Genomic DNA, 25,837 nt, shown 5'->3' with positions numbered 1-25,837 from the left:
CATCGCATCCGGGCGATGTGACATGCCGCGACGACCGGCCAGTCCAAGGCGCGCAATGCATTGCGGCACTGCGGGCAGTCGCGTGGTGGCAGGCTCCCCTTCGCGCCTGAAATGCCCGAGGGCATGAAACCGGGGGAGCAATAGCTACGCCGAGTTGCTCCGGCTATGTCGCCCCAGCGAGGATAAAGTCTTGCTGCCACAAGGCAGGCTCGGCAAGTGCCATGGCTGGCATAGAGCCAGTGGGGTCAGCGCTTCCGGGAGCGCGTCTGCACGCGGCGCTGCCCCCGGGCGTCTCGCGCAAATCACAGCCCCAGCCGCCGCCAGACGTGCTGGCCGTCAGGCCCTTGGCGTTACGCGCCGACAGACCCGCGAGCCGCCCGCTCGCAGGCCCAGCACGCGGCTGATCGGGAACCCTTGCACATGCCGGACCGCGAGCCCACGACGTCCGCCGACGAACAGCAGGGCGCACCCGCAACCTCCAGGCCGTCGCCATGCAGCCGACGGCTTGACCCGCCCGCGCCGATCGGCCACCCCTTGCAGACCGCAGCCTCGAAGGTCCGCATGACCCGCACCATCCTTGCCAATGCCCGCCTGATCCTGCCCGACGCCGTGATGCCAGGCGCCGTGACCCTGCAGGGCGGCACCATTGCCGCGATCACCCCGGGCCAGGGCGTCCCGCCCGGTGCCATCGACCTGGCCGGCGATTTCCTGGCCCCCGGCATGGTCGAGCTGCATACCGACAACCTCGAGCGCCACATGCGGCCCCGCCCGGGCGTCGACTGGCCGCATGCCGGCGCCATCCTGGCCCATGACGCCGAGCTGGCGGCCTGCGGCATCACCACGGTCTTCGACGCCATGCGCGTCGGCTCGATCCCGAACGAGGCGCCGGATGCCGATTACGACAAATACGCCCGCGCGCTGGCGCATGAACTGGCCGAGATCCGCACGCGCGGCGTCCTGCGCATCAGTCACCTCCTGCACCTGCGCGCCGAAATCTGTTCCGAGACCCTGCTGGCCGAGCTTGACGAATTCGGCCCCGGCGACCGGGTCGGCATCATCAGCCTGATGGACCATACCCCCGGCCAGCGCCAGTTCCGCGACATCTCGAAACTGGCGCAATACGTGCAGGGCAAATACAAGCTCGGCGATGCGGAATTCGCTGCGCATGTCGCCCGGCTCAAGGCGTTGCGCGCCCGCCATGGCGACGCCCATGAAGCCGCGGCAGTCCAGATCGCGCATCGGCTGGGCGCGGTGCTGGCCAGCCATGACGACACCACAGCCGAGCATGTCGCGACCTCGGCCAGCCGTGGCGTGCGGCTGGCGGAATTCCCCACCACGCCCGAGGCCGCGGCCGCCTGCCACGCCCATGGCCTCATGGTGATGATGGGCGCGCCGAACCTGATCCGGGGCGGCAGCCATTCCGGCAATGTCTCGGCGGCCGAACTGGCGCGCAGCGGGCATCTGGATATTCTCAGCTCGGATTACGTGCCCTCGGCCCTGCTTGCCGGGGCGCTGATCCTGGCGCGGATCTGGGACGACCTGCCGCGCGCCATGGCGACGGTGACGGCCAATCCGGCCGCCGCCTCGGGACTGTCCGACCGCGGGCGGCTGGAGGCGGGGCTGCGCGCCGACCTGATCCGGTTTTCCATGATGGATGACATTCCGGTCATGCGCGAAACCTGGGTGCGCGGCCGCAGGGTTTGACTGCATATCTTCGTTAATTCGCAGATTTCTTGACCTGAATCATGCCGCAGGCCTTGCCGCCGGCCTAGCCTGCCGTGGCAACAAAGGAGAGCAAGCATGGTCTACCAGGCCAAAATCGACGATATGCGCGCCGAATTGCGGGTGATGAACAAGGCGATTCCCGATGCCATGAAGGGCTTCGGCGCCCTGTCGAAAGCCGTCCACGACAGCGGCGCGCTGGAGGTCAAGGTCAAGGAGATGATCGCGGTCGGCATGGCCGTGGTGCAGCGCTGCGAACCCTGCATCCTGTTCCATGTCGAGGCGCTGATGAAGGCCGGCGCCACGCGCGAGGAGTTTTCCGACGTGATCGCCATGGCCGTGCAGATGAGCGGCGGGCCGGGCGTCATGTATGCCGCCCATGCCCTGGCCTGCTGGGACGAGCTGGCGGCGGGGTGATGCGGCCCGCCGCCGCCGGTCTCAGGTGATGACGTCGGGCTCGGCCCGGCCGGTGCGGGCGCGGATGCCTGCAATCTCGTCGGCCAGCCGGATGATCGCCGCCAGCGCCTGCTGCGGGTCGTCCTGCATCCGGGCCGGGTCGGTCTCGACCCGCTCCAGATAGACGCGCAGGGTCGCGCCCTCGGTGCCGGTGCCGGACAGGCGCAGCACGATGCGGCCACCGCCCTCGGTCATGATGCGCAGGCCCTGGCGCTCGGTGCGCGAGCCATCGACCGGGTCGTCATAGGCGAATTCGTCCGCCGCCTCGATGCGCAGGCCCGCGACGGTCCGGCCGGGCAGATCGGCCAGGCGCGCGCGCAAGGCATCGACCAGCCCGTTCGCGGCCGCCGCATCCACTGCCTCGTAATCGTGGCGGGAATAGTAGTTGCGGCCGAATTTCGCCCAATGGTCGGCCATGATCTCGGCCACCGGCTGCTTGCGCTCGGCCAGCAGGTTCAGCCAGAACAGCACCGCCCAGAGCCCGTCCTTTTCCCGCACATGGTCCGAGCCGGTGCCGGCGCTTTCCTCGCCGCAGAGCGTCGCCTTGCCGGCATCCAGCAGGTTGCCGAAGAACTTCCAGCCGGTCGGCGTCTCGTAGCAGGCGATGCCCAGGGATTCGGCCACCCGGTCCAGCGCGCGCGAGGTCGGCATCGACCGCGCCACGCCCTTCAGCCCGCCGGCATAGGCCGGGACCAGCGTCGCATTCGCCGCCAGCACCGCCAGGCTGTCCGAGGGCGTGACATAGCAGTTCCGGCCAACGATCATGTTGCGGTCGCCATCGCCGTCCGAGGCAGCGCCGAAATCGGGCGCGCCCGGCCCGAACATCTCGTCCATCAGCGGCTTGGCCCAGATCGGGTTCGGGTCGGGATGGCCGCCGCCGAAATCGGGCTGCGGCACCGCATTCACCACCGAGCCCGGCGCCGCGCCCAGTTCCCCCTCCAGGATCGCCTTGGCATAGGGGCCGGTCACGGCATGCATGGCGTCGAACCGCAGCCGGAAGCCGCCGGCGAACAGCGCCCGGATCTTGGCGAAGTCGAAGATCTCGCGCATCAGCGCGGCGTAATCGGCGACCGGGTCGACCACCTCGATCTCCATCCCGCCCAGCGCGGTCGTGCCGGGTTGCGACAGGTCCACGTCCTGCGCCTCGAAGATCTTGTATTCGCTCAGCGTCTTCGTCGCCTCGAAGATCTTCTCGGTCACGCCCTCGGGCGCGGGGCCGCCGTTCGCCATGTTGTATTTGACGCCGAAATCCTCGTCCGGGCCGCCGGGGTTGTGGCTGGCCGACATGATGATGCCGCCGTCCGCTCCACGCTGGCGGATCAGGTTCGAGGCGGCCGGGGTCGAAAGCAGCGCGCCCTGCCCGACGATCACCTTTTTCGCCCCCGAGGCCGCCGCCATGCGCAGGATCACCTGCGCGGCGCGGTCGTTGAAATAGCGGCCGTCGCCGCCCAGCACATAGGTCTTGCCCTCGGCACCGCCGGTGCCGTTCCAGATCGCCTGGACGAAATTCTCCAGGTAATGCGGCTGCATGAAGACCGGGGTCTTCTTGCGCAGGCCCGAGGTGCCCGGCTTCTGGCCCTCGATGGGCTTGGTCGGCACTGTCTGAACGCTCATGATCCCTCCTGACGTCCGTTGTCGCGCATGATGCTGGCAGTTCGGGCGACGGCCGGCAAGGCGGCGAAATCCGCCGCCGCCACCGGCAGGCGCAATTGCCAGTTCGGATATTCCGTCGTGGTGCCGGGCAGGTTCGGCTGCGCGGTCAGGTCCAGCAGCACCTCGGCCTGCACCGCCACCAGCCGCGATGGCGTGCGGGCCAGGAAGCCGTGCAGCGCATCCATGTCCGGCGCGGGCAGCAGCGCGTCGAAGCCCGCCACCTCTTCGGCACGCTCGGCCAGTTGCGGCGCCGGGTCGGCGTCCGAAAGCCGGGCGCGGGCGGCGATGTCGCAGCCCTGGCGCCAACCGCGCCAGGTCGGCAGGTCATGGGTCGAGAAGCTGGCGATGGCGTCGCGGTCATAGGCTTCGGCCGGGCGGAAGCGGGGCGGCTGCCAACCCTCGCGCTCGAACATCGCCACGCGGCAGCCAAGCACGCCCGAGCCGGCCAGCGCGGCGCGCAGCCCCTCGGGGATATTGCCCAGGTCCTCGCCGACGATGACGGCCCCGGCGCGGGCGGCCTCGATGCGCACCACCGCCAGCATGGCGTCGCGCGGCATGGCGACATAGGCGCCGGGCGCGGCCTCGGGCACCCAATAGGCGCGCTCGAAGCCCAGGATATGGTCGATGCGCAGGGCGCCGGCGAATTGCAACTGGCGCCGCAGCGTCTGGGCCAGCGGCGCATAGGCCTGCGCGCGCAGCCCCAGCGGGCTGAAGGGCGCCAGCCCCCAGTTCTGGCCATCGGCCGAAAACGCATCCGGCGGCGCGCCGAGCGAGGCGCCGAAGGCGAAGCTGGCGCGATCCTCCCAGGTCTCGGCGCCGAAGGGATGCGTGCCGACGGCGAGGTCCAGATAAAGCCCATGCGCCATGCCCGCGTCCCGCGCCGCCCGGCCCGCCGCCGCGAGGGCGGTCTCGGCGCGCCATTGCAGCCAGGCGTGAAAGCGCATCTCGCCGGCCAGTTCCGCCCGCGCCGCCAGCGAGGCCGGCGTGTCGGGCGAGACATGCGCCGCCGGCCAGTCACTCCAGAAGGCGCCGAAGCGCTCGGACAGCGCCTGGTGCAGGGCAAAGCGGTGCAGGCTTTCGCCCTCGGCCGCCTGCCAGGCGTCGAAGCCGGGATCGCCCGGGAAGGCCGCGAACTCGGCCCGCAGCGCCGCCATGCGGGCGGGAATGTCGCGGGCGTAATCGACCAACGGACCGGGCGTGCCCTGCCCCGCCGCGATATGGATCACGTTCAGCCGCCGGCGATGCGAGGGCGTATAGGGGCTGAATAGCCAGGGCACGGTCGGGAAACCGGCATGGACCGGGTTGATGCCCAGGAAAGCCGCGCCCTGCCCCGCCATGCCGGCCGCCAGCCGGCCGAGGTCGTCATAGCTGCCGATGCCGCTGGCCGAGAGCCCGTAAAGCGGCGCGACCAGCCCCCAGCGCCGCGCCGGTTCCGGCAGGCGCGGCGGCGCCGCCAGCAGGGTGAAGGCGCGGCCCTCCGCCTGGAGGCGGTGGATGCCCAGCGGCAGCGCGGGCAAGGCGCCGCCGCCTTCAAGCTGGGCGCCGTCCTCGAAGGTCAGCTGCCATGCGGCGGGGGCGAGGTCGGGCGCCGCCCCGGCCTCGCAGATCACGTCCTGCGGCAGCAGGTCGGCATGGGCCTCCAGCGCCGCCTGCGCCTCGGGCGCGCTGGGGACCGACAGGCCCATGGCGGCCAGCAGCGCGACGGCGCTTTCGACCGAGGTCTCGCGCCATTGGCCGGTCAGGTCGTGAAAGCCCGGCAGCACGCCCATGCGGGCCGCGAGTTGCAGCCGCGCGTCAGTCATCGTCGCGCTCGAGGTCGAAGGCCAGCACGCAATGCCCGTCGATGCGCATCGGCCCGCGCCCGGCCACCTGCGGCACCAGGCCGGGGCGGCTGCTGTCCAGATGCAGCCGCCAGCGCCAGCCCGTCGGGGGATCGGGCGGCACCAGGTCCAGCGCCTCGCCATTGTTGAAGACCAGGAAGATCGCCTCTTCGCGTTGCGCATATTCCGGGGTGCCGGCGGCGATGCGCAGCTCGGCGCAAAGCACGCGCAGCTCGGGGTTGCCCCAGTCGGCGGGGGTCATCTCCTCGCCATCGGGGCGCAGCCAGAACAGGTCGGGCAGGCCGTCGACCAGCCGGGTGCGCGAATGCAGGAAGCGCTTCTGCCGCAGGATCGGATGGGCGCGGCGAAAGGCGATCAGCCGGGCGGTGAAGTCCAGGAAACCCTGGTCCGCCGCGTCCCAGTCGACCCAGCCGATTGCATTGTCCTGGCAATAGGCGTTGTTGTTGCCCTGCTGGCTGTTGCCGAGCTCGTCGCCGGCCAGCAGCATCGGCGTGCCCTGCGACAAGAGCAGCGTCGCCAGCATGGCGCGCCGCCGCCGGGCGCGGGCCTCCAGGATGGCGGGATCGTCGCTCGCGCCCTCGACGCCCATATTGTCCGAGAAATTCTCGGAATGGCCGTCGCGGTTCTCCTCGCCATTGGCCTCGTTGTGCTTGGCGGCGTAGCTGACCACATCCATCAGCGTGAAGCCGTCATGCGCGGTCAGGAAGTTCACCGAACTGGTCGCCGGCCGCCCGGAATGGTCGAACTGCACCGCCGAGCCCGCCATGCGGTCGGCCAGCTCGGGCACCTGCCGCGCATCGCCGCGCCAGAAGCGGCGGATGCCGTCGCGATACTTGTCATTCCACTCCAGGAAGGGCGGCGGGAAGCCGCCCAGCTGATAGCCGCCCGGCCCGATGTCCCAGGGCTCGGCGATCAGCTTTACCCGCGTCAGCACCGGATCCTGCCGGATCGCGTCGAAGAACGAGGCGCTGCGGTCGAAGCCGCCCCGCGCCCGCCGGCCCAGCGTCGCGCAAAGGTCGAAGCGGAAGCCGTCCACATGCATGACCTCGACCCAATAGCGCAAGGAATCCATGACCATGCGCAAGACCATCGGGTGGTTGACGTTCAGCGTGTTGCCGGTGCCGGTGTCGTCGATGTAATAGCGCGGATCTTCTTGCAGCCGGTAATAGCTGCGGTTGTCGAGGCCGCGGAAGCTCAGCGTCGGGCCCATCTCGTTGCCCTCGCCGGTGTGGTTATAGACCACATCCATGATGACCTCGATGCCGGCGGCATGCATCCGGGCGACCATGTGCTGGAACTCGGCGATCTGGCCCTTGGCCAGATAGCGCGGATCGGGGGCGAAGAAGCCCAGCGTCTGGTAGCCCCAATAGTTCACCAGCCCCTTTTCCACCAGGAAGCGGTCGTTCAGGAAGGCCTGCGCCGGCAGAAGCTCCAGCGCGGTGATGCCCAGGCGTTGCAGATGCTCGATCACCGGGTCCGAGGCGAGGCCCAGGAAGCTGCCGCGATGGGGCACGTCGGGATGCGCCTGGGTCAAGCCCTTGACATGCGCCTCGTAGATCACGGTGTCGGCGATGTCGTGGCGCGGCGGCTGGTCGGTGCCCCAGGAAAACGCCGGATCCTCGACCACGCAGCGCGGCATGTGGCGGGCGCTATCGCGCTTGTCGAAGCTGAGGTCGCTTTCCGCCGCGCCGACCGTGTAGCCCATCAGCGCGTCGTGCCAAACCGGGTGCCGGGTCAGCCGCTTGGCATAGGGGTCGATCAGCAGCTTGTGATAGTTGAAGCGGTGCCCCTCGGCCGGCGCATAGGGGCCGTCGGCGCGCAGCCCGTAAAGCTGGCCGGGGCGCAGGCCCGGGACATAGCCGTGCCAGACGTCGCCGTCGCGTTCCGGCAGGTCCAGCCGATGCGCCTCGGTCCGGCCGTCGGCGCCGAACAGGCACAGCGTCACCCGCGTGGCATGTTGCGAAAAGACGGCGAAGTTCACGCCCTCGCCGTCGAAGGTCGCGCCCAAGGGGTCGGCGCGTCCGGCCAGGATCCGCAGGTTCGGCATCAGCGGATCATGGTCCTGAAGAGTTCGGCATAGGCGGCGGCCGAGGCGTCCCAGCCCACCGGCTGCGCCATGGCGGCATTCGCCATGCGGCTCCAGACCCGGGGCTGGCGCCACAATTCGCACAGCCGGCGCAGCGCGCGGGACAGGGCGGCGGCTTCGACGGGATGGAATTGCAGCCCGGTCGCCACCCCCGCCGCCAGCCCGGCGGCCGAGGCGTTGATGACCGTATCGGCCAGCCCGCCGGTCAGCGACACCACCGGCAGCGTGCCGAAGCGCAGGCCGTAAAGCTGGGTCAGCCCGCAGGGCTCGAACCGCGAGGGCACCAGGATCGCGTCGCCGCCGGCGATCATGCGATGGGCCAGCGCCTCGTCATAGCCCAGCCGCAGGCCGACGCCGGGATAGCGCTCGGCCGCGGCGCGAAAGGCCGATTCCAGCGCCGAGTCGCCCGAGCCCAGCACCGCGAGCTGCCCGCCGCAGTCCAGCAGCGTCGGCAGCGCCTCCAGCAGCAGGTCCAGCCCCTTCTGCCCGGTCAGGCGCGAGATCACCACGCAAAGCGGCCCGTCCGCCTCGGGCAGGCCGAATTCCTTGCGCAGCGCCCGGCGCAGCGGCGCCTTGGCCGAAGGATCGTCATAGGGCGGCTTCCAGGCCTCCAGGTCGATGCCGTTCAGGATGCCGGTGAAATCGCCGGCCCGATCCGCCAGCACGCCCTCCAGCCCCATGCCGAAGGAGGGCGTCAGCAGTTCCTCGGCATAGGTCGGGCTGACGGTCGAGACCTTGTCGGCAAAGACGATCCCCGCCTTCAGCGCCGAGATCTTGCCCCAGTATTCGAAGCCCTGCGGGTTGAACAGATGCGCCGGCAGTTGCAGCGCGCCCAAGAGATGCGCCGGCGCGATGCCCTGGAAGGCGATGTTGTGGATGGTCAGCAGCGTCTTCACCTCGGCCGCGCCCAGCTGGCGCAGATAGACCGGGGTCAGCCCGGCCTGCCAGTCGTGCAGGTGCAGGATCTGCGGGCGCCAGCCCTCGACCCCCTCGGCGGCGATCAGCGCGGCGGCGCGGTCCAGCGCCGCAAAGCGCTGCGGGTTGTCGGACCAGTCCTTGCCGTCGGGGCCAAGGTAGATCGTGCCGTCGCGGGCATAGAGATGCGGCGCATCCAGCAGGTAAAGCACCGTCTTGCCCAAGGTGCCGCGCAGGATGCGCGCCGGGCCGCCGAACAGGTCCGGGATCTGGCGCAGAGGCTCGGCTGCGGCTTGCGCCGCCAGCACGGCCGGATAGCCGGGCAGGATCGTCCGCATCTCGACGCCCTGCCCGGCCAGAGCGGCCGGCAGCGCGCCGGCAACATCGGCCAGCCCGCCGGTCTTGACCAGCGGCACGCATTCCGAGGCGACGGACAGAACCCTCATGAAGACGCTTCCCTTCGATCCAGCATATCCTGCGTGATCAGCGTGACGCCGCCTTCGGACACGCGGAACCATTTCGCGTCTTCCTCGGGGTCTTCGCCGACGATCAGGCCTTCGGGGATTCTGACGCCGCGGTCAATGACCACATTGGTCAGCCGCGCATGCCGCGCGACATTGGCATAGGGCAGCACCACCGCGCCTTCCAGGCTGGCATAGGAATTGGTGTGGACCTGCGTGAACAGCAGCGACTGCCGGATCTCGGTTCCCGAGATGATGCAGCCGCCCGAGACCAGCGAGCTGACGGCGCTGCCGCGGCGGTCGGGCTCGTCATGGATGAACTTCGCCGGCGGCACCACCTCGGAATAGGTCCAGATCGGCCAGTCGCGGTCCCACAGGTTCAGTTCCGGGTTGAAGTCGGTCAGGTCGATATTGGCGCGCCAGAAGGCATCGACCGTGCCCACGTCGCGCCAATAGACCGGCTCGCCCGGCGACCGCACGCAGCTGTCCGAAAAGCGATGCGCCTGCGCCTTGCCGCCCTTGACGATGGCCGGGATCAGGTCGTTGCCGAAATCGTGGCTGGAGTTTTCATCCTGCATGTCGCGGATCAGGAGGTCGCGCAGGAAGTCCCAGCGGAAGACATAGATCCCCATCGAGGCCAGCGTCACATTCGGATCGTCGGGCGTGCCCGGAGGATCGGCGGGCTTTTCCAGGAAGCTGGTGACGACGTCGTTTTCGTCGATCGCCATGACGCCAAAGGCCGAGGCTTCGGCCCGCGGCACGGTCAGGCAGCCGATGGTGACATCCGCCCGCGCCTGGACGTGGTGGCGGATCATCAGCTCGTAATCCATCTTGTAGATATGGTCGCCGGCCAGGATCAGCACGTAATCGACGCCGTAGCTGTCGATGATGTCGATGTTCTGCGCCACCGCATCGGCCGTGCCGCGATACCACATCGATTCGTCATAGCGCTGCGAGGCGGGCAGGATGTCGAGGAATTCGTTGCGCTCGGCGCGAAAGAAGTTCCAGCCGCGCTGGACATGGCGGATCAGGCTGTGGGCCTTGTATTGCGTGGCCAGCGCCATCTTGCGGATGCCCGAGTTCAGCGCGTTCGACAGCGCGAAGTCGATGATGCGCGACTTGCCGCCGAAATAGACGGCGGGCTTGACGCGGCGGTCGGTCAATTCCCGCAGGCGCGAGCCGCGCCCTCCGGCCAGCACGAAGGCCATGGTCCTTCTGGAAAGCCTTTCCTCACGCGGTGCCATATCAATCCCTCCCTGATGCCCGGCCAGGACCGGGCGTGAAATCGTCAATCGCTCGTCTGGTCGTCCTTGATGAAGATCACGGTGGAAAGCGGCGGCAGCACCACCGCGGCATGGGCCGGCTGGCCATGGCTGTCGCCGGGTCGCGCGATGATGCGGCCCAGGTTGCCGCGACCGCCGCCGCCATAGCTTTCGCCGTCGCTGTTCAGCGCCTCGCGCCAGGCCCCGGGCTGCGGAAAGCCCAAGACATAGGCCGGGCGCTCGATCGGGGTGAAGTTGCAGGCGACCACCACCTCGGGATCGCCCGGGTTGCCGCGCCGGATCCAGGCATAGACGGAATGGTCGGCGTCATTCGCCTCGATCCACTGGAAGCCGGCGCCGTCGCAATCCCGGGCATAAAGCGCCGGCGTCGCGGCATAAAGCCGGTTCAGGTCGCGGACGAAGCCCTGCATGCCGTAATGCAGCGGATTGCCCAGGCAGGCCCAGTCGATTTCGGCATCGTGGTTCCATTCCGCGCCCTGGGCGAATTCCTGGCCCATGAACAAGAGCTTCTTGCCCGGATGGCCCCACATGAAGCCGTAATAGGCGCGCAGGTTGGCGAATTTCTCCCATGCGCTGCCGGGCATCTTGGCCAGCATCGAGCCCTTGCCATGCACCACCTCGTCATGGCTGATCGGCAGGATGAAATTCTCGGAAAAGGCGTAATGCAGGCCGAAGGTCATCTGGTGGTGATGGTGCCGGCGATGGACCGGATCGCGGCCCATGTAGTCCAGCGTGTCGTTCATCCAGCCCATGTTCCACTTGAAGCCGAAGCCCAGGCCGCCGTCATGCACCGGCGCCGAGACCTTGGGATAGGAGGTCGATTCCTCGGCCACCGTCATGATGCCCGGCGCCTCGCCATAGGTCAGGCGGTTCATCTCTTGCAGCATGGCGATGGCTTCGTAATTCTCGCGCCCGCCGTGCTTGTTCGGAACCCACTCGCCCTCGGCGCGGGAATAGTCGCGATAGAGCATCGAGGCGACCGCATCGACCCGCAGCCCGTCGACGTGATATTCCTGCAGCCAATACAAGGCATTGGCGGTCAGGTAATTCATCACCTCGGCGCGGCCGTAATTGTAGATCAGCGTGTTCCAGTCCTGGTGAAAGCCCTCGCGCGGGTCGGCGTGCTCGTAAAGCGCGGTGCCGTCGAACCGCGCCAGCCCGTGCGGATCGGTCGGGAAATGCCCGGGCACCCAGTCGAGGATCACGCCCAGCCCCGCCTTGTGCGCCGCGTTCACCAGGTCGCGGAACTCGTGCGGCGGGCCGAAGCGGATCGTCGGCGCGAACAGCCCCACCGGCTGATAGCCCCAGGAACCGTCAAAGGGATATTCGCTGATCGGCAGCAACTCGATATGGGTGAAGCCCATGTCGCGGGCGTATTCGACCAGTTCGACCGCCGCCTCGCGATACGAGATCGGCCGGCCGCCGTCCTTGCGCCGCCAACTGCCCAGATGCACCTCATAGATGCTGATCGGCCGGTCGCGGCGCTGCGCCTCGGCCCGCGTGCCCATCCAGCCGCCATCCGACCAGCCATAGCCCGAGATGTCGCGCACGACCGAGGCCGTGGCCGGCGGGTGCTGCGCGCCGAAGCCGACCGGATCGGCCTTTTGCGCCAACCCGCCATAGGCGCCCATGATCTCGTATTTATAGGCGGTGCCCTCGCCCAGGTGCGGCATGAAAATTTCCCAGACGCCGGTGGCGCCGCGCCGACGCATGACATGGCGCCGGCCGTCCCAGGCGTTGAAGTCCCCGATCAGCGAGACGCGGCGCGCATTCGGCGCCCAGACCGCGAAATGCGTGCCGGCCACGCCCTCATGCGTGATCACATGCGCGCCAAGCACGGTCCAGAGCCGGTGATGCGTGCCCTCGCCCAGCAGATATTCGTCCATCTCGCCCAGCACCGGGCCGAAGCGATAGGCATCCTCGACCAGCCATTCCTGGCCCGGGCTGCGGCCGCGCAGCAGATAGGGCTTGGCGCCGGGCACCTTGCCGGAAAACAGCCCCGGCCAGCCTTCAAGCGGCGGCAGCGGATGCGCCTTGCCCTCGACCATGGCGGCCATCTCGGTGGCGCCGGGGTCGAAGGCGGTGACATGCCGGACGCGGCCGCGCTGGTGCGGGCCGAGCACGGCGAAGGGGTCGTCAAAGCGGCCCTGCACGATCCGGTCCAGGACCGCCCTGTCCGCCACAATCTCCGGGTCGCTCGCTGCCATGGTATCCCCCTTCGCGTGGCGCCGCCGATGTCAGTCCTGGCCGAGCAGGCTTCGCGCGCCCCAGATGTCCTGCATGTAGCCCCGGATCGTGCGGTCGGACGAGAACCAGCCCGAGCGCGTCATGTTCCAGGCCGCCATCCGCGCCCAGCCCTCGCGGTCGGCATAGGCGAAATCGACCTCGCGCTGCGCCCGCCAGTAATCGGCGAAATCCGAGGCGACGAGGAAATAGTCCGATTGCGTCAGGTTCTGCACGATCCCGGCATAGCGGTCGGGCTCGCCCGGGCTGAAGGTGCCGCTGCGGATCGCCTCGATGGCGCGCGACAGGCGCGGATCGCCCGCCACCGCCTTGGCGGCATGGTCGGGGACGGTGCGGCGCGCCTCGGCCTCTTCGGCGGTCAGGCCGAACAGGAAGAAATTCCGCGCCCCGACCCGCTCGCGGATCTCGACATTGGCGCCGTCCAGCGTGCCGATGGTCACCGCGCCGTTCAGCGCCAGCTTCATGTTGCCGGTGCCCGAGGCCTCTTTCCCGGCGGTCGAGATCTGTTCCGACAGGTCCGCCGTCGGGATCAGCCGCTCGGCCAGGGTGACGTTGTAGTTCGGCAGATAGATCACCTGCAACTTGCCGTTCGTCGCCGCATCGGCGTTGATGACGGCGGCCACGTCGTTGATCAGCCGGATGATGTCCTTGGCGAAGAAATAGCCCGGCGCCGCCTTGCCGCCAAAGATCTTGACCCGCGGCGTCCAGTCCGAGGACGGGTTCTCGCGCATTTCCTGCCACAGCGCGATGGCTTCCAGGATGTTCAGGTGCTGGCGCTTGTATTCATGGATGCGCTTGATCTGGATGTCGAAGATCGCCTCGGGGTTCAGCATCAGCCCGTGCTCGCGCGCCACCCAGTCGCAAAGATCGGCCTTGTTGTCGGCCTTGACCCGGGCGAAGCGCGCCAGCCAGTCGGCATCCTCGACCAGCGGCTCCAGCCGCGACAGCTGCTCGAGATCGGCGATCCAGCCCTCGCCGATGCTTTGGGTGATCAGCCGCGACAGGCGCGGGTTGCAGCTGTGCAGCCAGCGGCGCGGGGTGACGCCGTTCGTCTCGTTCACGATGCGGTCGGGCCAGATCCGGTTCTGGTCGGCAAAGACCGTGGTCTTCATCAGCCCGGTATGCAGCGCGGAAACCCCGTTCACCCGGTTCGACATGATGAAGGACAGCTCGCCCATCCGCACCTTGCCGTCGCTGCGCGCGGCATTCCTGCGGTCGGGATGGGCCTTGGCGTCCGCCTCGTCGATGCGGTCGATGATCTGCAGGTGGCGCGGCAGCAGGCTGGCGAACAGCGCCTCGCCCCAGCTTTCCAGCGCCTCGGGCAGCAGGGTGTGGTTGGTATAGTTGACGCAGCCGCGGGTGATCGCGACCGCCTCGTCGAAGGGCAGGCCGCGTTCGTCATGCAGGATGCGCACCAGTTCCGGCGCGGCGACCGCCGGATGGGTGTCGTTCATCTGGATCGCCACGCGCTGCGGCAGCAGGCGCAGGTCGGTATGGTCCTGTTCGAACCGGCGCAGGATGTCGCGGATCGAGGCGGCCGAGAAGAAATATTCCTGCGTCAGCCGCAGCCGCTTGCCCTTTTCGGTCGAATCCTCGGGGTAGAGCACGCGCGAGATGGTGCGGGCCAGCGCCTCGGCCTCGGCCGCAGCCGCGAAATCGCCGGCGTTGAAGCGCGCCAGGTCGAAGGGATCGACCGCCCGCCCGGCCCAGAGCCGCAGCGTATTGGCCCAGTCGCCCTTCCAGCCGACGACCGGCGTGTCGAAGGCCTCGGCCTGGACGAAATCCTCGGGCTGCCACAGCGCCTTGCCGTCGCGGGTCACGACCTCGCCGCCGAAGCCCAGGGTAAAGCGGGATTCGGGACGCTCGAACTCCCAGACGTTCGGCTGGCGCAGCCAGTCCTCGGGCGCCTCGTGCTGGCGGCCGTCGACGAAGCTTTGCCGGAACAGCCCGTTCTCGTAGCGGATGCCATAGCCATAGGCCGGGCAGCCCAGCGTCGCGAGCGATTCCATGAAGCAGGCGGCCAGCCGGCCCAACCCGCCGTTCCCCAGCGCCGCGTCGGGCTCGTCGCGCAGGACCTCGTCCCAGTTCAGCCCGAAGCCCTCGATCGCGGCCCGGGCCTGGTCGGCCAGTTGCAGGTTGGCGATATTGTCCTCGAGCAGCCGGCCGATCAGGAATTCCATCGACAGGTAATAGACCCGCTTCGGATCGGCGCGATAGGTGCGGCGGGTCGATGCCATCCAGCGGTCGACGATGCGGTCGCGCACCGCATGGCTCAGCGCCAGCCGCCAGTCGAAGACCTGCGCATGCTCGGGATCCTTGCCCAGCGTATAGGTCAGATGCCGCAGGATCGCATCGCGGAATTCGGTGGTGGGCATATCCTTGGCCATTCGCTACCTGTCAAAAATCACGACGCCGGCACGCGCCGGCGCCCCAAGCCAAGTCTGCTTAAAGCACCGGCGAGCGCAACCCGCGCAAGGAAAAATGTTAGCGTTAACCGGATTTCTGGCCGGCGTGACATGGCTGCGTCAGCGGATTTTCCGCCGCCGGATTGGCCGCCGCAGCGAAATCACCCGAGGTTTGTCCGGTAAACAAAAGGCAATGCAGGAAATTCCCGGCGCGCCGGATTTCCGGTCAGAAATCCAGCCCCAGGTCCAGCGTGCGGGCAGAATGCGTCAGCGCCCCGACCGAGATGTAATCCACCCCGGTCGCCGCCACCTCGGCCACCCGGCCGAGTCGCATATTGCCCGAGGCCTCCAGCACCAGCCGGCCCGCATTCATCGCCACCGCCTCGGCCAGCGTCGGCGTGTCCATGTTGTCCAAGAGCACGACATCGGCGCCGCCCTCGGCCAGCACCTCGGCCAGCTGGTCGAGGCGGTCGACCTCGATCTCGACCCGCATCATATGCGAGGCGCGAGCCTTGACCGCCGCCAGCACCGGCCGGATGCCGCCCGCCGCCGCGATGTGGTTGTCCTTGATGAGGATGGCGTCCGACAGGCTGAAACGGTGGTTGAAGCCGCCGCCATGCAGCACCGCCTGCTTTTCCACCAGCCGCAGGCCCGGCGTGGTCTTGCGGGTGCAGGTGATGCGGGCTTTCGTGCCCCTGGTCGCGGCCACGAACTCGGCCGTCATCGTGGCGATGCCGGTCAGCCGACCGGCAAAGTTCAGCGCCACCCGCTCGCCCGACAGGATCGAGGCCGCCTCGCCCGCGATCTCGGCCAGCACGGCGCCCTTGTCGAAACGCGCGCCATCCGCGACCAGGGCGCGGAATTGCAGGGACGGATCGACCAGCCGGAAGGCGATGGCCGCCAGCTGCATCCCCGAGGCGACGCCCGGCTCGCGCGCGACGATGCGGGCGGTGTAGTTGGTGCCGGCGGGGATCACGGTGCGGGTGGTGATGTCGCCATAGGTGCCCAGATCCTCGGCCAAGGCGGCGCGGATCAGCGGTTCCAGGACCAGGTCGGGCAGCGGGGGCATCGCGGTCATGTCGTCTCCGGTTCAAGGCGGGCGCGGATCGCCAGCGCCTCGGAAAGCGTCAGGCGCGAGCGGCGGGGCGTGGCGTCGGTCTGCGGAAAGTCGCTGCGGCAATGCGCGCCCCGGCTTTCGCGCCGCATCAGCGCGGCAGCGGCGATCAGGGTCGCCGTCGCCGTCATGTTGAGCAGAGCCGGGCAATCGGGCTGGGCGGCCTCGATGGCGGCGATCTCGCGCAGGCAGCGGCTCAGGCCCTCGGCATCGCGAACGACGCCGGCGCCCGCCGTCATGGCCTGGCGCAGCCGGGCGACCAGCACCGGGTCGGGCACCGGCGCGGGGGCGAGGTCGGGCAGCACCACCAGCGCGGCATCCTGGGCCTCGGGCAGCACCGCCTCGATCGCCAGCGCGCAGCGGCGGGCATAGACCAGCGCCTCCAGCAGCCCGTTCGAGGCCAGCCGGTTCGCGCCATGCAGCCCGGTCGAGGAGGCCTCGCCGCAGACCCACAGGCCCGGCAGGCTGGCCCGGCCATCCGCGTCCACCGCCACCCCGCCCATGTGGTAATGCGCGGCGGCCGCCACCGGGATCTGGGACCGGGTGGGGTCGATCCCCGCCCGGGCGCAGGCCCCCGCCACGGCCGGAAACTCGGTCAGGATGCGGTCCCCCAGACAGGTGCGCGTGTCCAGCGCCGGCCGCAGCCCGGCTTGCGTCTGGGCATAGATGGCGCGCGCCACCACGTCGCGCGGCGCCAGTTCCGCATCGGGATGCAGCGCCAGCATGAAGCGTTCGCCCAAGCGGTTGACCAGATGCGCACCTTCGCCCCGCAAGGCTTCGGTCGCCAGCGGCGCCGGATCCTCGCCGCAGTCGATGGCGGTCGGGTGGAACTGCACGAATTCCGCATCGGCGATCACCGCGCCCGCCCGCGCCGCCATGCCGATCACCTGGCCGCGGATGCGCGGCGGGTTGGTGGTCAGCGCGTAAAGCCCGCCCGAGCCGCCGCCGGCCAGCAGCACCGCCGGCGCCCGGATCAGCACCGGCGCCGAGCCCTGCGGCCCGGCCTGCGTCACCTCGACCCCCGCCACGCGGCCCGCCTCGACCCGCAACCCGGTGGCCATCACCCCCTCCAGCACCTGCACCGAGGGCGTCTCGCGCACCTGGGCGACCAGCGCCCGCATGATCTCGGCCCCGGCCTGGTCGCCGCGCACCCGGACCACGCGGGCAAAGCTGTGCGCCGCCTCGCGCGACATGACATAGCCGCCATCCGGCTTGCGGTCGAAGGGCGTGCCGAGCCGGGTCAGGTCCAGGATATGCGCGCGCGCCTCTTCGGTGACGAGCCGCGCGACATGCGCATCCACGGTGCCCGCACCGGCGCGCAAGGTGTCGCGGGCATGGGCCTCGGCCGAGTCGGCCGGGTCCATCGCCGCCGCCACACCGCCCTGCGCCCAGGCCGAGCTTGCGCCCTGCCCCAGCACCTCGGGCGAGATCATCAGCACCGGCCGCGGCGCCAGCTTCAGCGCCGCGTAAAGCGCGCCGAGCCCCGCGCCGACGATGACCACGCGCCCCGTGGCAAGCGTGGGGATGCTCACGCGGCCAGCCTGCGCGACAGGTCGATCATGCGCTGCACGGCGCGGCGGGCCGGTTCGGCGACGGCCGGGTCAACCTCGACCACGCCACTCATGGAATGCAGCGACCACAGCACCTTTTCCAGGGTGATCTTCTGCATATAGGGACACATATTGCACGGCCCCAGGAACTCGACCCCCGGATTCGCGTCCGAGATGTTCGAGGCCATCGAGCATTCCGTCACCAGCATGACCTGCTTCGGCTGCTCGGCCGTCACCCAGTCCTGGATATTCGCGGTCGAGCCGGCGTAATCCGCCTCGGCCACCACCTCGGGCGGGCATTCGGGATGGGCGATGATCTTCAGCCCCGGGTTCCAGTCGCGGAAATCGCGCAGGTCCTGCGCCGTGAACTGCTCATGCACGATGCAGGCGCCGTCCCACCAGACCACGCGCTTGTTCTTGACCTTGTTCGCCACGTTCTGCGCCAGCCACTTGTCGGGCGTCATGATGACCGTATCGCCCTCCAGCGCCGAAACGATCTGCACCGCATTCGCGCTGGTGCAGCAGATGTCGGAGGCGGCCTTCACCTCGGCGGTGGTGTTGACGTAGCTCACCACCGGCGCGCCCGGATAGCGCGCGCGCATCTCGGCGATGCCCGCGGCGGTGATGCTTTCGGCCAGCGAGCAGCCCGCCTCCATGTCCGGCATCAGCACGGTCTTTTCCGGGTTCAGGATCTTCGAGGTCTCGGCCATGAAATGCACGCCGCATTGCACGATGATGTCGGCCTCGACCTCGGTCGCCTTGATCGCCAGGTGCAGGCTGTCGCCCACCACGTCGGAAATCCCGTGATAGATCTGCGGCGTCATGTAGTTATGCGCCAGAACCACGGCATTGCGCTGCTTCTTCAGCGCATTGATGGCGCGGACATAGGGGGCGTGGATCGCCCAGTCCGGCCAGGGCATAACCCGGCCCATGCGGGCATGGATGTCGGCCATCGACTGCGCGAGCTCCAGCGAGGGCTCGAGGTCGTAACAGGCGGCAAGCTCGCCCCGAATGGTCGTCAGATCGAGCATGATGGTCCCCCCGGCTCTGCCCGCGTCGCAACGCTCCCCCGATATAGTGCTGCCGGACCCTGATGCCAGAGCCCCGGGGGCCGTGATTCGGGGTTCCTAAAGGAAGCATGACGCTGGGGCAACGGCATTGCCGGCCGCCCCGGCCCGGCCGGCACGATTTTCCCGGACGCATTGCCCGGAAAACCGACAGGCGGTCAGCCGGCCCAGGTGGCCGGCTTCAGCCCGCGCAGCGCATTGCCGACCCACAGCCGCACACGCGGCAGGTCGTCGCCCGCCAGCAGCTCCTCGCGGCAGGCGCCTTGCCCCAGCATCTCGGCCCGCAGCACGCCGTCGAGCAGGCCCGAGGCCAGCGGCGGCGTGCAGAGCCCCTCGCCCCGATCGAAGAAGACCGTGGTGATGGTGCCGTCGCAGACCTCGCCGCGCTGGTTCAGGAAGATCGCCTCATGGATGCCCGGCGGCAGCGCCGCGCGGGCGGCGTCGTAATGCGCCCGCCGCGTGGTCTTGAGCCGTAGCCAGGGATCCTCCGCGTCCAGCCGTGCCCCCGCCAGCGCCAGGCGCCACAGCGGCGGCGAAGGCGGCAGCGCGGCCTGCGTCACCGCGACGCGGCCCGCGCGGTCCAGCGTCAGCCGCAGCCGGGCGGGCTGGCCCTCCGGGCCGGTCAGCGCCGCGCGGGCGGCCTCGGCATCGCAGGGCCAACCCAGCGCCCGTGCACCCCGCGCCAGCCGTGCCAGGTGCCCGGCCAGCCGGGGACAGCCGGCGCCGTCCCACAGCGCGGTCTCGATCAGCCTCAGCTCCGGGTCGTCAGATCCTGCGCGTAACGGGCTTTCCACAGCGCCTCCTCCCATTCGCCATCGGCGGTCGAATCCTGCACCACGCCGCCGCCCACGTTCAGCGTCACCGCGCCGTCGGGCCAAACCGACAGCGTGCGGATCGCGACCGAGAAGCCGGCCGCGCCATCGGGCGCCATCCAGCCGATCGCGCCGCAATAGACGCCGCGCGGGAAAGGCTCGACCTCGCGGATGATCTGCATGGCACGGATCTTGGGCGCGCCGGTGATCGAGCCGCAGGGAAACAGCGCCCGCATCATCGCGCCCAGATCGGCCGGCTGCGCAAGCTGGCCCACCACGCGCGAACTCATCTGATGCACGGTGGCGAAGCTGTCCACGGCGAAAAGCTCGGGCACCCGGACCGAGCCCACGCGCGAGATCCGGGCGATGTCGTTGCGCAGCAGGTCCACGATCATCAGGTTCTCGGCCCGGTTCTTTTCCGAACCCGCGAGCCCCGCCGCCAGCGCCGCATCGCGCGCCGGGTCGGGGTCGCGCGGCGCCGTGCCCTTCATCGGCCGCGCCTCGATCCGGCCCTGCGCGTCGAGGGCGAAGAACAGCTCGGGCGAGCGCGAGACCACGACCGGCCCGCTGCCCATGTCCAGATAGGCGCCATAGCCGACCGGCTGGCGCGCCGCCAGCGCCGCGTGCAGCTGCCAGGCCGAGCCATGCCGCAGCTGCGCCTGCAAGGGAAAGGTCAGGTTGATCTGATAGCAGTCGCCGGCCGCGATATAGTCCAGCGTGCGCGCAAAGGCCTTGCGGTAATCCTGCCGGGAAATCATCGGGCTTATCGACGAAAGCTCGACGCCGTCGAATTCGGGCGCGGCCGGCGCCGGCTCGGGCCCGTCATAGGCGGCAAAGGCCATCAGCGGCGTGCGCCGCGCGGGCGGCATGGCCTCGGCCAGCACCGGCTCCAGCGCATAGCCCAGCTCATAGGACAGATAGCCCGCGATCCAGGCGCCCTGCCGGCGCAGCGCCTCGAGCCGGGCGAGCGCCGGCGCCACCGCCTCGGGCCGCTCGACCAGCACCAGTTCGCGCGGCTGCCGGAACAGCGCCGGCTGACCGCCGGGTCCGAATTCGCAAAGGATCACACCCGCCTCCGTTCTCGCGGCGCGGATTAGCACGGCGGCCGGCCCGCGAACAATGGGCATCAGCCGGAGGCGAGCGGCATCGAGAAGGTGAAGCGCGTCTCGGCCTCGGACGACTGCACGCTCAGCGACCCGCCATGCGCCTGCGCGATCTGCGCGGCGATATAGAGCCCCAGCCCCAGCCCGCCATGCGCCGCGCCGGCCTGGCGGAAATAGGGCTGGAACAGCCGCTCCTGCGCCTCGGCCGGGATCGGCTGGCCGCCATTCGCGACCGAAAGCTCGAACCGGCCGGCCCGGCTGGCGGCGCTGACCCGGATCGGCGCGTCGGGGCAGCCATGCGTCACCGCATTGCCGAGCAGGTTGGAAAACATCTGCGCAAAGCGCAGGGGGTCGACCGCGGGCTCGGCCGCAATGTGCAGGTCGGTCTCGATCCGGCGCTCGGGATGGGCGCGGGCGATCTCGTCCAGCACCGCGCCCAGCGTCCGGGTCAGCGGCACGTCGCTGGCCGGATCGATGCGGATGCCGTCGGCCAGCCGGCCGCGCGCCAGGTCCAGCAGATTCTCGACCAGTTGGGCCATGCGCTCGGTGGTCTGGCGCATGGCATCGACCAGCTCGCGCTGCTCGTCCTCCAGCTCGCCACGGCCCAGGATATTGGTGCCGGCCCGCAACGCCGCCAGCGGATTGCGCAGGTCGTGGCCCAGCACGGCCAGGAATTGCTCGCGCAGCCGGGCGGTCTCGCGCGTTTCGGCCAGCTCCTGCCGGCTGGCCCGCAGCGCGCGGCGATCCTCGATATGGCGAGCGATGAGCTGGGCGAAGAGCCCGAACAGGCCGGGCACGGCGCTGTCGCGCAGCCGGTTGGGCCGGGCGTCGAAGCCGCAGAGCGTGCCGAAGACGACGCCGTCCGGCAGGGTGATCGGCACCGAGATATAGCTGACGATGCCGTATTGCCCCGGCAGCGGGTGCGTGGAATAGACCGGGTCGTTCGGCGCATCGTCGAAGATCACCGCATCGCCGGTCGCGCAGACGCCCTGGCAAAAGGTCTGCGCCAGCGGCAGCTCGGTGCCGGACGCCAGGCCGAAGCCGATCCGGTCGCGGGCATTGCAGGCCATCCAGCGTTCGCGGGTCACATGCGCCACCGCGACGACGCCCAGCCCGGTGATCTGGCAGATGACCTCGAGAATCTCGTCGATGGCGGCGATGTCCGCGACCTCGGCCGCCCAATCCTCAACACGCACCGGCACGTCATCTCTCCTGACCCAACAGGCGGAGGCTAGAGCGCCGGCAAGGCGCCGTCACGCGAAATCGGCAGGATCGGCGCCGGGGCAGCCCCGGCGCCGAGACTCAGCCCTTGAGCAGCGCGCGCAGGCTAGCCATGGCGCGCTCGGGATCCTCGCGATAGCCGATCAGCCCGGCATATTCGCCCTGATCATCGAAGAGCAGCATGGTCGAGGAATGGTCCATGCTGTAGCCGCCGCCCTCTTGTGGCACCTTGCGGGCATAGATGCGGAAGGCCTTGACCGCCTTGGCGACCTCCTCCGGGCTGCCCGAGACGCCGATCACCCCCGGCGCCCAGGAGACATAGTCGCGCAGCGTCTCGACCGAGTCGCGCTCGGGGTCGACGGTGACGAAGAACACCCGCAGCTTGTCGGCGTCCGCACCCAGCTCCTCGCGCCAGCCGGTGACATCGCCCAGGGTGGTCGGGCAGACATCCGGGCAATGGGTGAAGCCGAAGAACACCGCCGAAGCTTTGCCCTTCAGCGCCGCCTGGCTGAATTCGCTGCCGTCGGTCGCCTGCAGGCGATAGTCACCGCGCCCCAGGGCGGCGGTGCCGGTGTCCGAGAGCTGCGTCAGCCGGGGCGAGACGACCTGCGTCCAGCCCACGATCCCCAGCGCCACCACCACCAGCGCCCAGAGCGCATAGCGCAGCTTGCGCAGCGATCCGCCGCGATCAGTGTCCGCCATGTCCGCCTCCTTTCGCATCATGCTTGCCCGAGCCCATTGGACCCACCGTCATCGGCAGTTCGACCGGACCGGCCTTTTCGAATTCCAGCGTGACCGCCAGGGTCGCGCCCTCGGCCAGCGGCTTCTTCAGATCCATGAACATGATGTGATAGCCGCCGGGTTTCAACTCGACCGTGCCGCCGGCGGGGATGGTCAGCCCGTCGGGCAGCGCGCGCATCTGCATCACCTCGCCCTGCATCGCCATTTCGTGGATCTGGGCATCGTCGCTGATCTCGGGGGCGCGGACGGCGACCAGCCGGTCCTCGGCACCGCTGTTGGCGATGGTCAGGAATGCGCCGCCGACGGGCGCGCCGGGCGGCGTCGCGCGGGCATAGGCGCCGCTGATCTCCAGCGTGCCCAGCACCACGGGCGCGGGGGCCGGGGCATGACCGTGGCCGCCGGCCTTGGCCTTGGTCACCGTGACCGCGGGCGCGGGGTTGGGCAGTTCCTCGTTGCCCGAGACATCGGTCCAGTCCGCCTTGGCCGAGGCGCATTCCTGCACGGTCGGGAAATACAGCACCGTGCCCGGTGCCACGTCCTTGCCGACGGTGCCGCGGATGACGAATTCGTCATACCAGTCGTCCTGCAGGTCGCCGCCCGACCAGACCACCTGGCGCGTGCCCTCGGCCATCGGCGTGCCGTGGTTGTCGAAGGGCTGGGCATAGGCGCCCTTGACGGTTTCCAGCGTCCAGCCGGCCTTGGGCATCGGCTTGGCGTTGTAGAAGCCTTCGGGCAGGTCCACCCGCAGCGTCTGGGTGGCTTGGCCGTCGCAGCCATGGCCGATGCGGATGACCGCGCGATAGGCGGCGCCGGCCGGAGTCTCGGCGGCTTCCAGCGTGGCATGGGCCAGGGCCGGCGCGGCGGCAAGGCCCAGGGTCGCGGCACAAAGGGCGCCAAGGATATGGTTTTGCATGATGATTCTCGTCTGACAGGGTTGGCCGCGCCGCATGGGCGGCGGCAGGTCGGTCTGCGGTGTCGGTCAGACGAGGCGAGGCGGCGCCCGGGCCGGGGCGGCGCGCACCGCCGCGTGATGCAGATGCCCGGGCCGTTCCGCCGCCCGCGCCATGCGATGCGGCGGCGGCATTGGCGGCAGGGCGCCTGTCGGCGCGGCCTGCAACAGCGGCTGGTTGTGCGGCGCCCAGTGGCAGGGATGCTGGTCGCTGTCCGGGGATTGCGCCGGCTTGACGCTGCCATCGGCGGCCATGACCATCTCGACCATGTCGCCGCCCGCGCAGAGCACGACGGTCACGCCGCCGGCGGCATCGCGGGCAAGCATGTTGCCCGGCACGATCAGCGAGGCCAGCAGGAACGGCAGCACGGCCAGCCAGACCGTCAGTCGGCGGGTGATGCTGCCTTGGCGATGCCGGGCCCTGGGGATCATGGTTCCTGTGCGAAAGCGGTCCTGTCCCCTGGGGATGGCAGAAAACCCCGCGCCGGGAAAGGGACAATATGCCACAGCCCCCCGCCCGGCTTGAGCCTGCCGCGCCTTGCGCTAATCTGGCCGCATCCAAGCGAAAGGCACGCGCCATGGCCGAGATCACCCTGCTTGTCGGCAAGGCCGCCCCCCTGCCCGGCTCCGACCAGAGCAGCGGCATCGACAAGCATCCCGTCGACCGGCCGCTGCGGCTTGGTCCGCAGGGATTCGAAGGCGACGAGCAGGCCGACCGCCGCGTGCATGGCGGCCCCGAGAAGGCGGTGCATCACTACCCTTTCGATCACTATGCGGGCTGGGCGCAGGAGCTGGCAGCCTTGGCGCTGGGGGATTTACACCCCCGGACCCGCGAGATACCGGGGGTTTCACACCCCCGGACCCCCGTGGGATATTTCTCCAAGAAAGAATTGCTCGGGGCGCCCGGGGCCTTCGGCGAGAATATCTCGACGCGGGGGCTGACCGAGGCGGATGTGGCGGTGGGCGACGTCTTCCGGCTGGGCTCGGCCCTGGTCCAGGTCAGCCAGGGGCGGCAGCCGTGCTGGAAGCTGTCGCGGCGCTTCGGCGTGGCGGACATGGCGCGCCGGGTGCAGGACAGCGGCCGCACCGGCTGGTATTACCGGGTGCTGGAGCCGGGGGTCGTCGCGCCCGGCGACCGCATCGAACGGATCGACCGCATGGCGCCCGAGTGGTCCTTGGCCCGGCTGTGGCGCGCGCTTTACGTCGACCGGATGAACCTGGCCGAACTGCAGGGCATCGCCGCGCTCGACGTGCTGGCCGAGGGCTGGCGCCGCTATGCTGTCCGCCGGCTGGAGAGCGGCCGGGTCGAGGACTGGTCGCGCCGGCTCGAGGGCGGCGCATGAGCCTGGTGATCTCGATCCAGAGCCAGGTGGTCATGGGCCATGTCGGCAATTCCGCCGCCGTATTCCCGATGCTGGCGGCGGGGCTCGAGGTCGCGCCGGTGCCGACGGTGATCTTTTCCAACACGCCGGATTATCCGACTTTGCGCGGCCGGCCGCTGCCGGCGGATTTCTTCGCGGAGCTGCTGCAGGGCCTGTGGGACCGCGCCCTGCCGCAGCGCGCCGATTTCCTGCTTTCGGGTTATATCGGCTCGGTCGAGGTGGCGGGGCTGCTGGCCGATTTCGTCGCCCGCGCCAAGGCGGCGAACCCGCGCCTGCGCTATTATTGCGATCCGGTCATGGGGGACGAGCTGCCGGGCCTGTATGTCCCGCGCGCCATCGCCGATACCTTTCGGGACCGGCTGCTGCCCCTGGCCGACATCGCTTCTCCGAACCCGTTCGAGGTCGCGCATCTGACCGGGCAGCCCGTCGCCGAACTGGCCGATATTCCCCGCCTGGCCGAAGCCTTGCGCATGGCGCCCGGCGCAGAGCTGATCGTGACCGGCTGCCGGCTGCGCGAAACGGTCGAAGGCATGCTGGAAAGCGTCATCCACGGCCGCTCGGGCCTCAGCCGCCACCCGACGGCGCATCTGCCGCTGGCAATGGCCGGGACGGGCGACCTGTTCGCCGGCCTCGTCACCGCCGCCCTGGGCCGCGGCCGGTCCCTGCCCCAGGCGGTGGACTTTGCCCAGGTCCAGACCACCCGCGCCCTCAAGCGCGCCGCCGAACTCGGCACCAAAGAGGTCGTCCTGACCGACCCCGATTTCCGCGCCGCGCTTCTGACGCTCTAGCCCTTCTCCGTTTTCCAAATACCCCGGGGGAGGCGCGCGGAACG

Annotated in this window: 20 protein-coding genes; 4 read left to right on the top strand and 16 right to left on the bottom strand. The window is 69.6% G+C overall.

Annotated features, from left to right (window positions below; translation table 11 throughout):
- The first annotated feature begins 561 nt into the window (after nt 1-561).
- Together PARN5_RS0113465 and PARN5_RS0113460 are read left to right on the top strand one after the other, a co-directional pair.
- Nucleotides 562-1,704: an alpha-D-ribose 1-methylphosphonate 5-triphosphate diphosphatase gene (locus tag PARN5_RS0113465; RefSeq protein WP_018000296.1), complete on the top strand. Its 1,143-nt coding sequence runs from the start codon at nt 562-564 to the stop codon at nt 1,702-1,704.
- Nucleotides 1,705-1,800: 96 nt separating this feature from the next.
- Entirely contained in the window at nt 1,801-2,139 is a 339-nt protein-coding gene (locus tag PARN5_RS0113460; RefSeq protein WP_018000295.1) for a carboxymuconolactone decarboxylase family protein, read from the top strand.
- A 21-nt stretch (nt 2,140-2,160) separates the two neighbouring features.
- On the opposite strand, the gene PARN5_RS0113455 is transcribed toward PARN5_RS0113460, so the two are convergent.
- The 16 genes from PARN5_RS0113455 to PARN5_RS0113380 form a co-directional block, all read right to left on the bottom strand.
- Nucleotides 2,161-3,792, bottom strand: coding sequence for an alpha-D-glucose phosphate-specific phosphoglucomutase (locus PARN5_RS0113455; RefSeq protein ID WP_018000294.1), 1,632 nt, complete (start codon nt 3,790-3,792; stop codon nt 2,161-2,163).
- Entirely contained in the window at nt 3,789-5,633 is a 1,845-nt protein-coding gene (locus tag PARN5_RS0113450; RefSeq protein WP_026155420.1) for a 4-alpha-glucanotransferase, read from the bottom strand. The genes PARN5_RS0113455 and PARN5_RS0113450 overlap by 4 nt, the downstream gene beginning before the upstream one ends.
- The gene (gene glgX, locus PARN5_RS0113445) at nt 5,626-7,719 is read right to left on the bottom strand and encodes a glycogen debranching protein GlgX (protein ID WP_018000292.1); all 2,094 of its coding nucleotides are present in this window, start codon (nt 7,717-7,719) and stop codon (nt 5,626-5,628) included. The genes PARN5_RS0113450 and glgX overlap by 8 nt, the downstream gene beginning before the upstream one ends.
- Nucleotides 7,719-9,119 carry a glycogen synthase GlgA gene (gene glgA, locus PARN5_RS0113440; RefSeq protein WP_018000291.1) on the bottom strand — a complete coding sequence of 467 codons (1,401 nt, stop codon included), beginning with the start codon at nt 9,117-9,119 and terminating at the stop codon, nt 7,719-7,721. Before glgA ends, glgX begins: the two co-directional genes overlap by 1 nt.
- Nucleotides 9,116-10,378 (bottom strand): glucose-1-phosphate adenylyltransferase, encoded by a 1,263-nt coding sequence (gene glgC / locus PARN5_RS0113435; RefSeq protein ID WP_081614970.1) that lies wholly within the window; start codon nt 10,376-10,378, stop codon nt 9,116-9,118. The genes glgA and glgC overlap by 4 nt, the downstream gene beginning before the upstream one ends.
- A 44-nt stretch (nt 10,379-10,422) precedes the next feature.
- A complete protein-coding gene (gene glgB, locus PARN5_RS0113430) occupies nt 10,423-12,624 on the bottom strand; it encodes a 1,4-alpha-glucan branching protein GlgB (RefSeq protein ID WP_018000289.1) in 2,202 nt (733 codons plus the stop codon).
- 30 nt (nt 12,625-12,654) lie between these two features.
- Nucleotides 12,655-15,036 (bottom strand): glycogen/starch/alpha-glucan phosphorylase, encoded by a 2,382-nt coding sequence (locus tag PARN5_RS0113425; RefSeq protein ID WP_232419352.1) that lies wholly within the window; start codon nt 15,034-15,036, stop codon nt 12,655-12,657.
- 256 nt (nt 15,037-15,292) lie between these two features.
- Nucleotides 15,293-16,144 (bottom strand): carboxylating nicotinate-nucleotide diphosphorylase, encoded by an 852-nt coding sequence (gene nadC, locus PARN5_RS0113420; RefSeq protein WP_018000287.1) that lies wholly within the window; start codon nt 16,142-16,144, stop codon nt 15,293-15,295.
- A complete protein-coding gene (locus tag PARN5_RS0113415) occupies nt 16,141-17,706 on the bottom strand; it encodes an L-aspartate oxidase (RefSeq protein ID WP_036744915.1) in 1,566 nt (521 codons plus the stop codon). Before PARN5_RS0113415 ends, nadC begins: the two co-directional genes overlap by 4 nt.
- A gap of 2 nt (nt 17,707-17,708) precedes the next feature.
- Nucleotides 17,709-18,761, bottom strand: a complete 1,053-nt coding sequence (gene nadA / locus PARN5_RS0113410; RefSeq protein ID WP_018000285.1) for a quinolinate synthase NadA — start codon at nt 18,759-18,761, stop codon at nt 17,709-17,711.
- A 194-nt stretch (nt 18,762-18,955) separates the two neighbouring features.
- The gene (locus PARN5_RS0113405) at nt 18,956-19,591 is read right to left on the bottom strand and encodes an aminotransferase class IV (RefSeq protein ID WP_018000284.1); all 636 of its coding nucleotides are present in this window, start codon (nt 19,589-19,591) and stop codon (nt 18,956-18,958) included.
- Entirely contained in the window at nt 19,549-20,676 is a 1,128-nt protein-coding gene (locus PARN5_RS0113400) for an aminodeoxychorismate synthase component I (RefSeq protein WP_018000283.1), read from the bottom strand. The genes PARN5_RS0113405 and PARN5_RS0113400 overlap by 43 nt, the downstream gene beginning before the upstream one ends.
- A 59-nt stretch (nt 20,677-20,735) precedes the next feature.
- Entirely contained in the window at nt 20,736-21,914 is a 1,179-nt protein-coding gene (locus tag PARN5_RS0113395; RefSeq protein ID WP_018000282.1) for a GAF domain-containing sensor histidine kinase, read from the bottom strand.
- 100 nt (nt 21,915-22,014) lie between these two features.
- Entirely contained in the window at nt 22,015-22,635 is a 621-nt protein-coding gene (locus tag PARN5_RS0113390; protein ID WP_018000281.1) for an SCO family protein, read from the bottom strand.
- Complete coding sequence (locus PARN5_RS0113385; RefSeq protein ID WP_018000280.1) at nt 22,622-23,587, bottom strand: DUF1775 domain-containing protein; 966 nt, start codon at nt 23,585-23,587, stop codon at nt 22,622-22,624. The genes PARN5_RS0113390 and PARN5_RS0113385 overlap by 14 nt, the downstream gene beginning before the upstream one ends.
- 66 nt (nt 23,588-23,653) lie before the next feature.
- On the bottom strand, nt 23,654-24,055 hold the full coding sequence (locus PARN5_RS0113380; RefSeq protein WP_018000279.1) for a hypothetical protein: 402 nt from the start codon (nt 24,053-24,055) through the stop codon (nt 23,654-23,656).
- Between the two features lie 146 nt (nt 24,056-24,201).
- Here PARN5_RS0113380 and PARN5_RS0113375 point away from each other — a divergent pair, with 146 nt between their 5' ends.
- Together PARN5_RS0113375 and pdxY are read left to right on the top strand one after the other, a co-directional pair.
- Nucleotides 24,202-24,966 carry an MOSC domain-containing protein gene (locus PARN5_RS0113375; protein ID WP_018000278.1) on the top strand — a complete coding sequence of 255 codons (765 nt, stop codon included), beginning with the start codon at nt 24,202-24,204 and terminating at the stop codon, nt 24,964-24,966.
- Nucleotides 24,963-25,793 (top strand): pyridoxal kinase, encoded by an 831-nt coding sequence (pdxY, locus tag PARN5_RS0113370; RefSeq protein WP_018000277.1) that lies wholly within the window; start codon nt 24,963-24,965, stop codon nt 25,791-25,793. The genes PARN5_RS0113375 and pdxY overlap by 4 nt, the downstream gene beginning before the upstream one ends.
- Nucleotides 25,794-25,837: the final 44 nt, after the last annotated feature.

The organism is Paracoccus sp. N5, assembly GCF_000371965.1.
GTDB lineage: Bacteria > Pseudomonadota > Alphaproteobacteria > Rhodobacterales > Rhodobacteraceae > Paracoccus.
The sequence above is the reverse complement of the archived record's forward strand: the minus strand, read 5'-3'. Positions and strand labels throughout refer to the sequence as shown.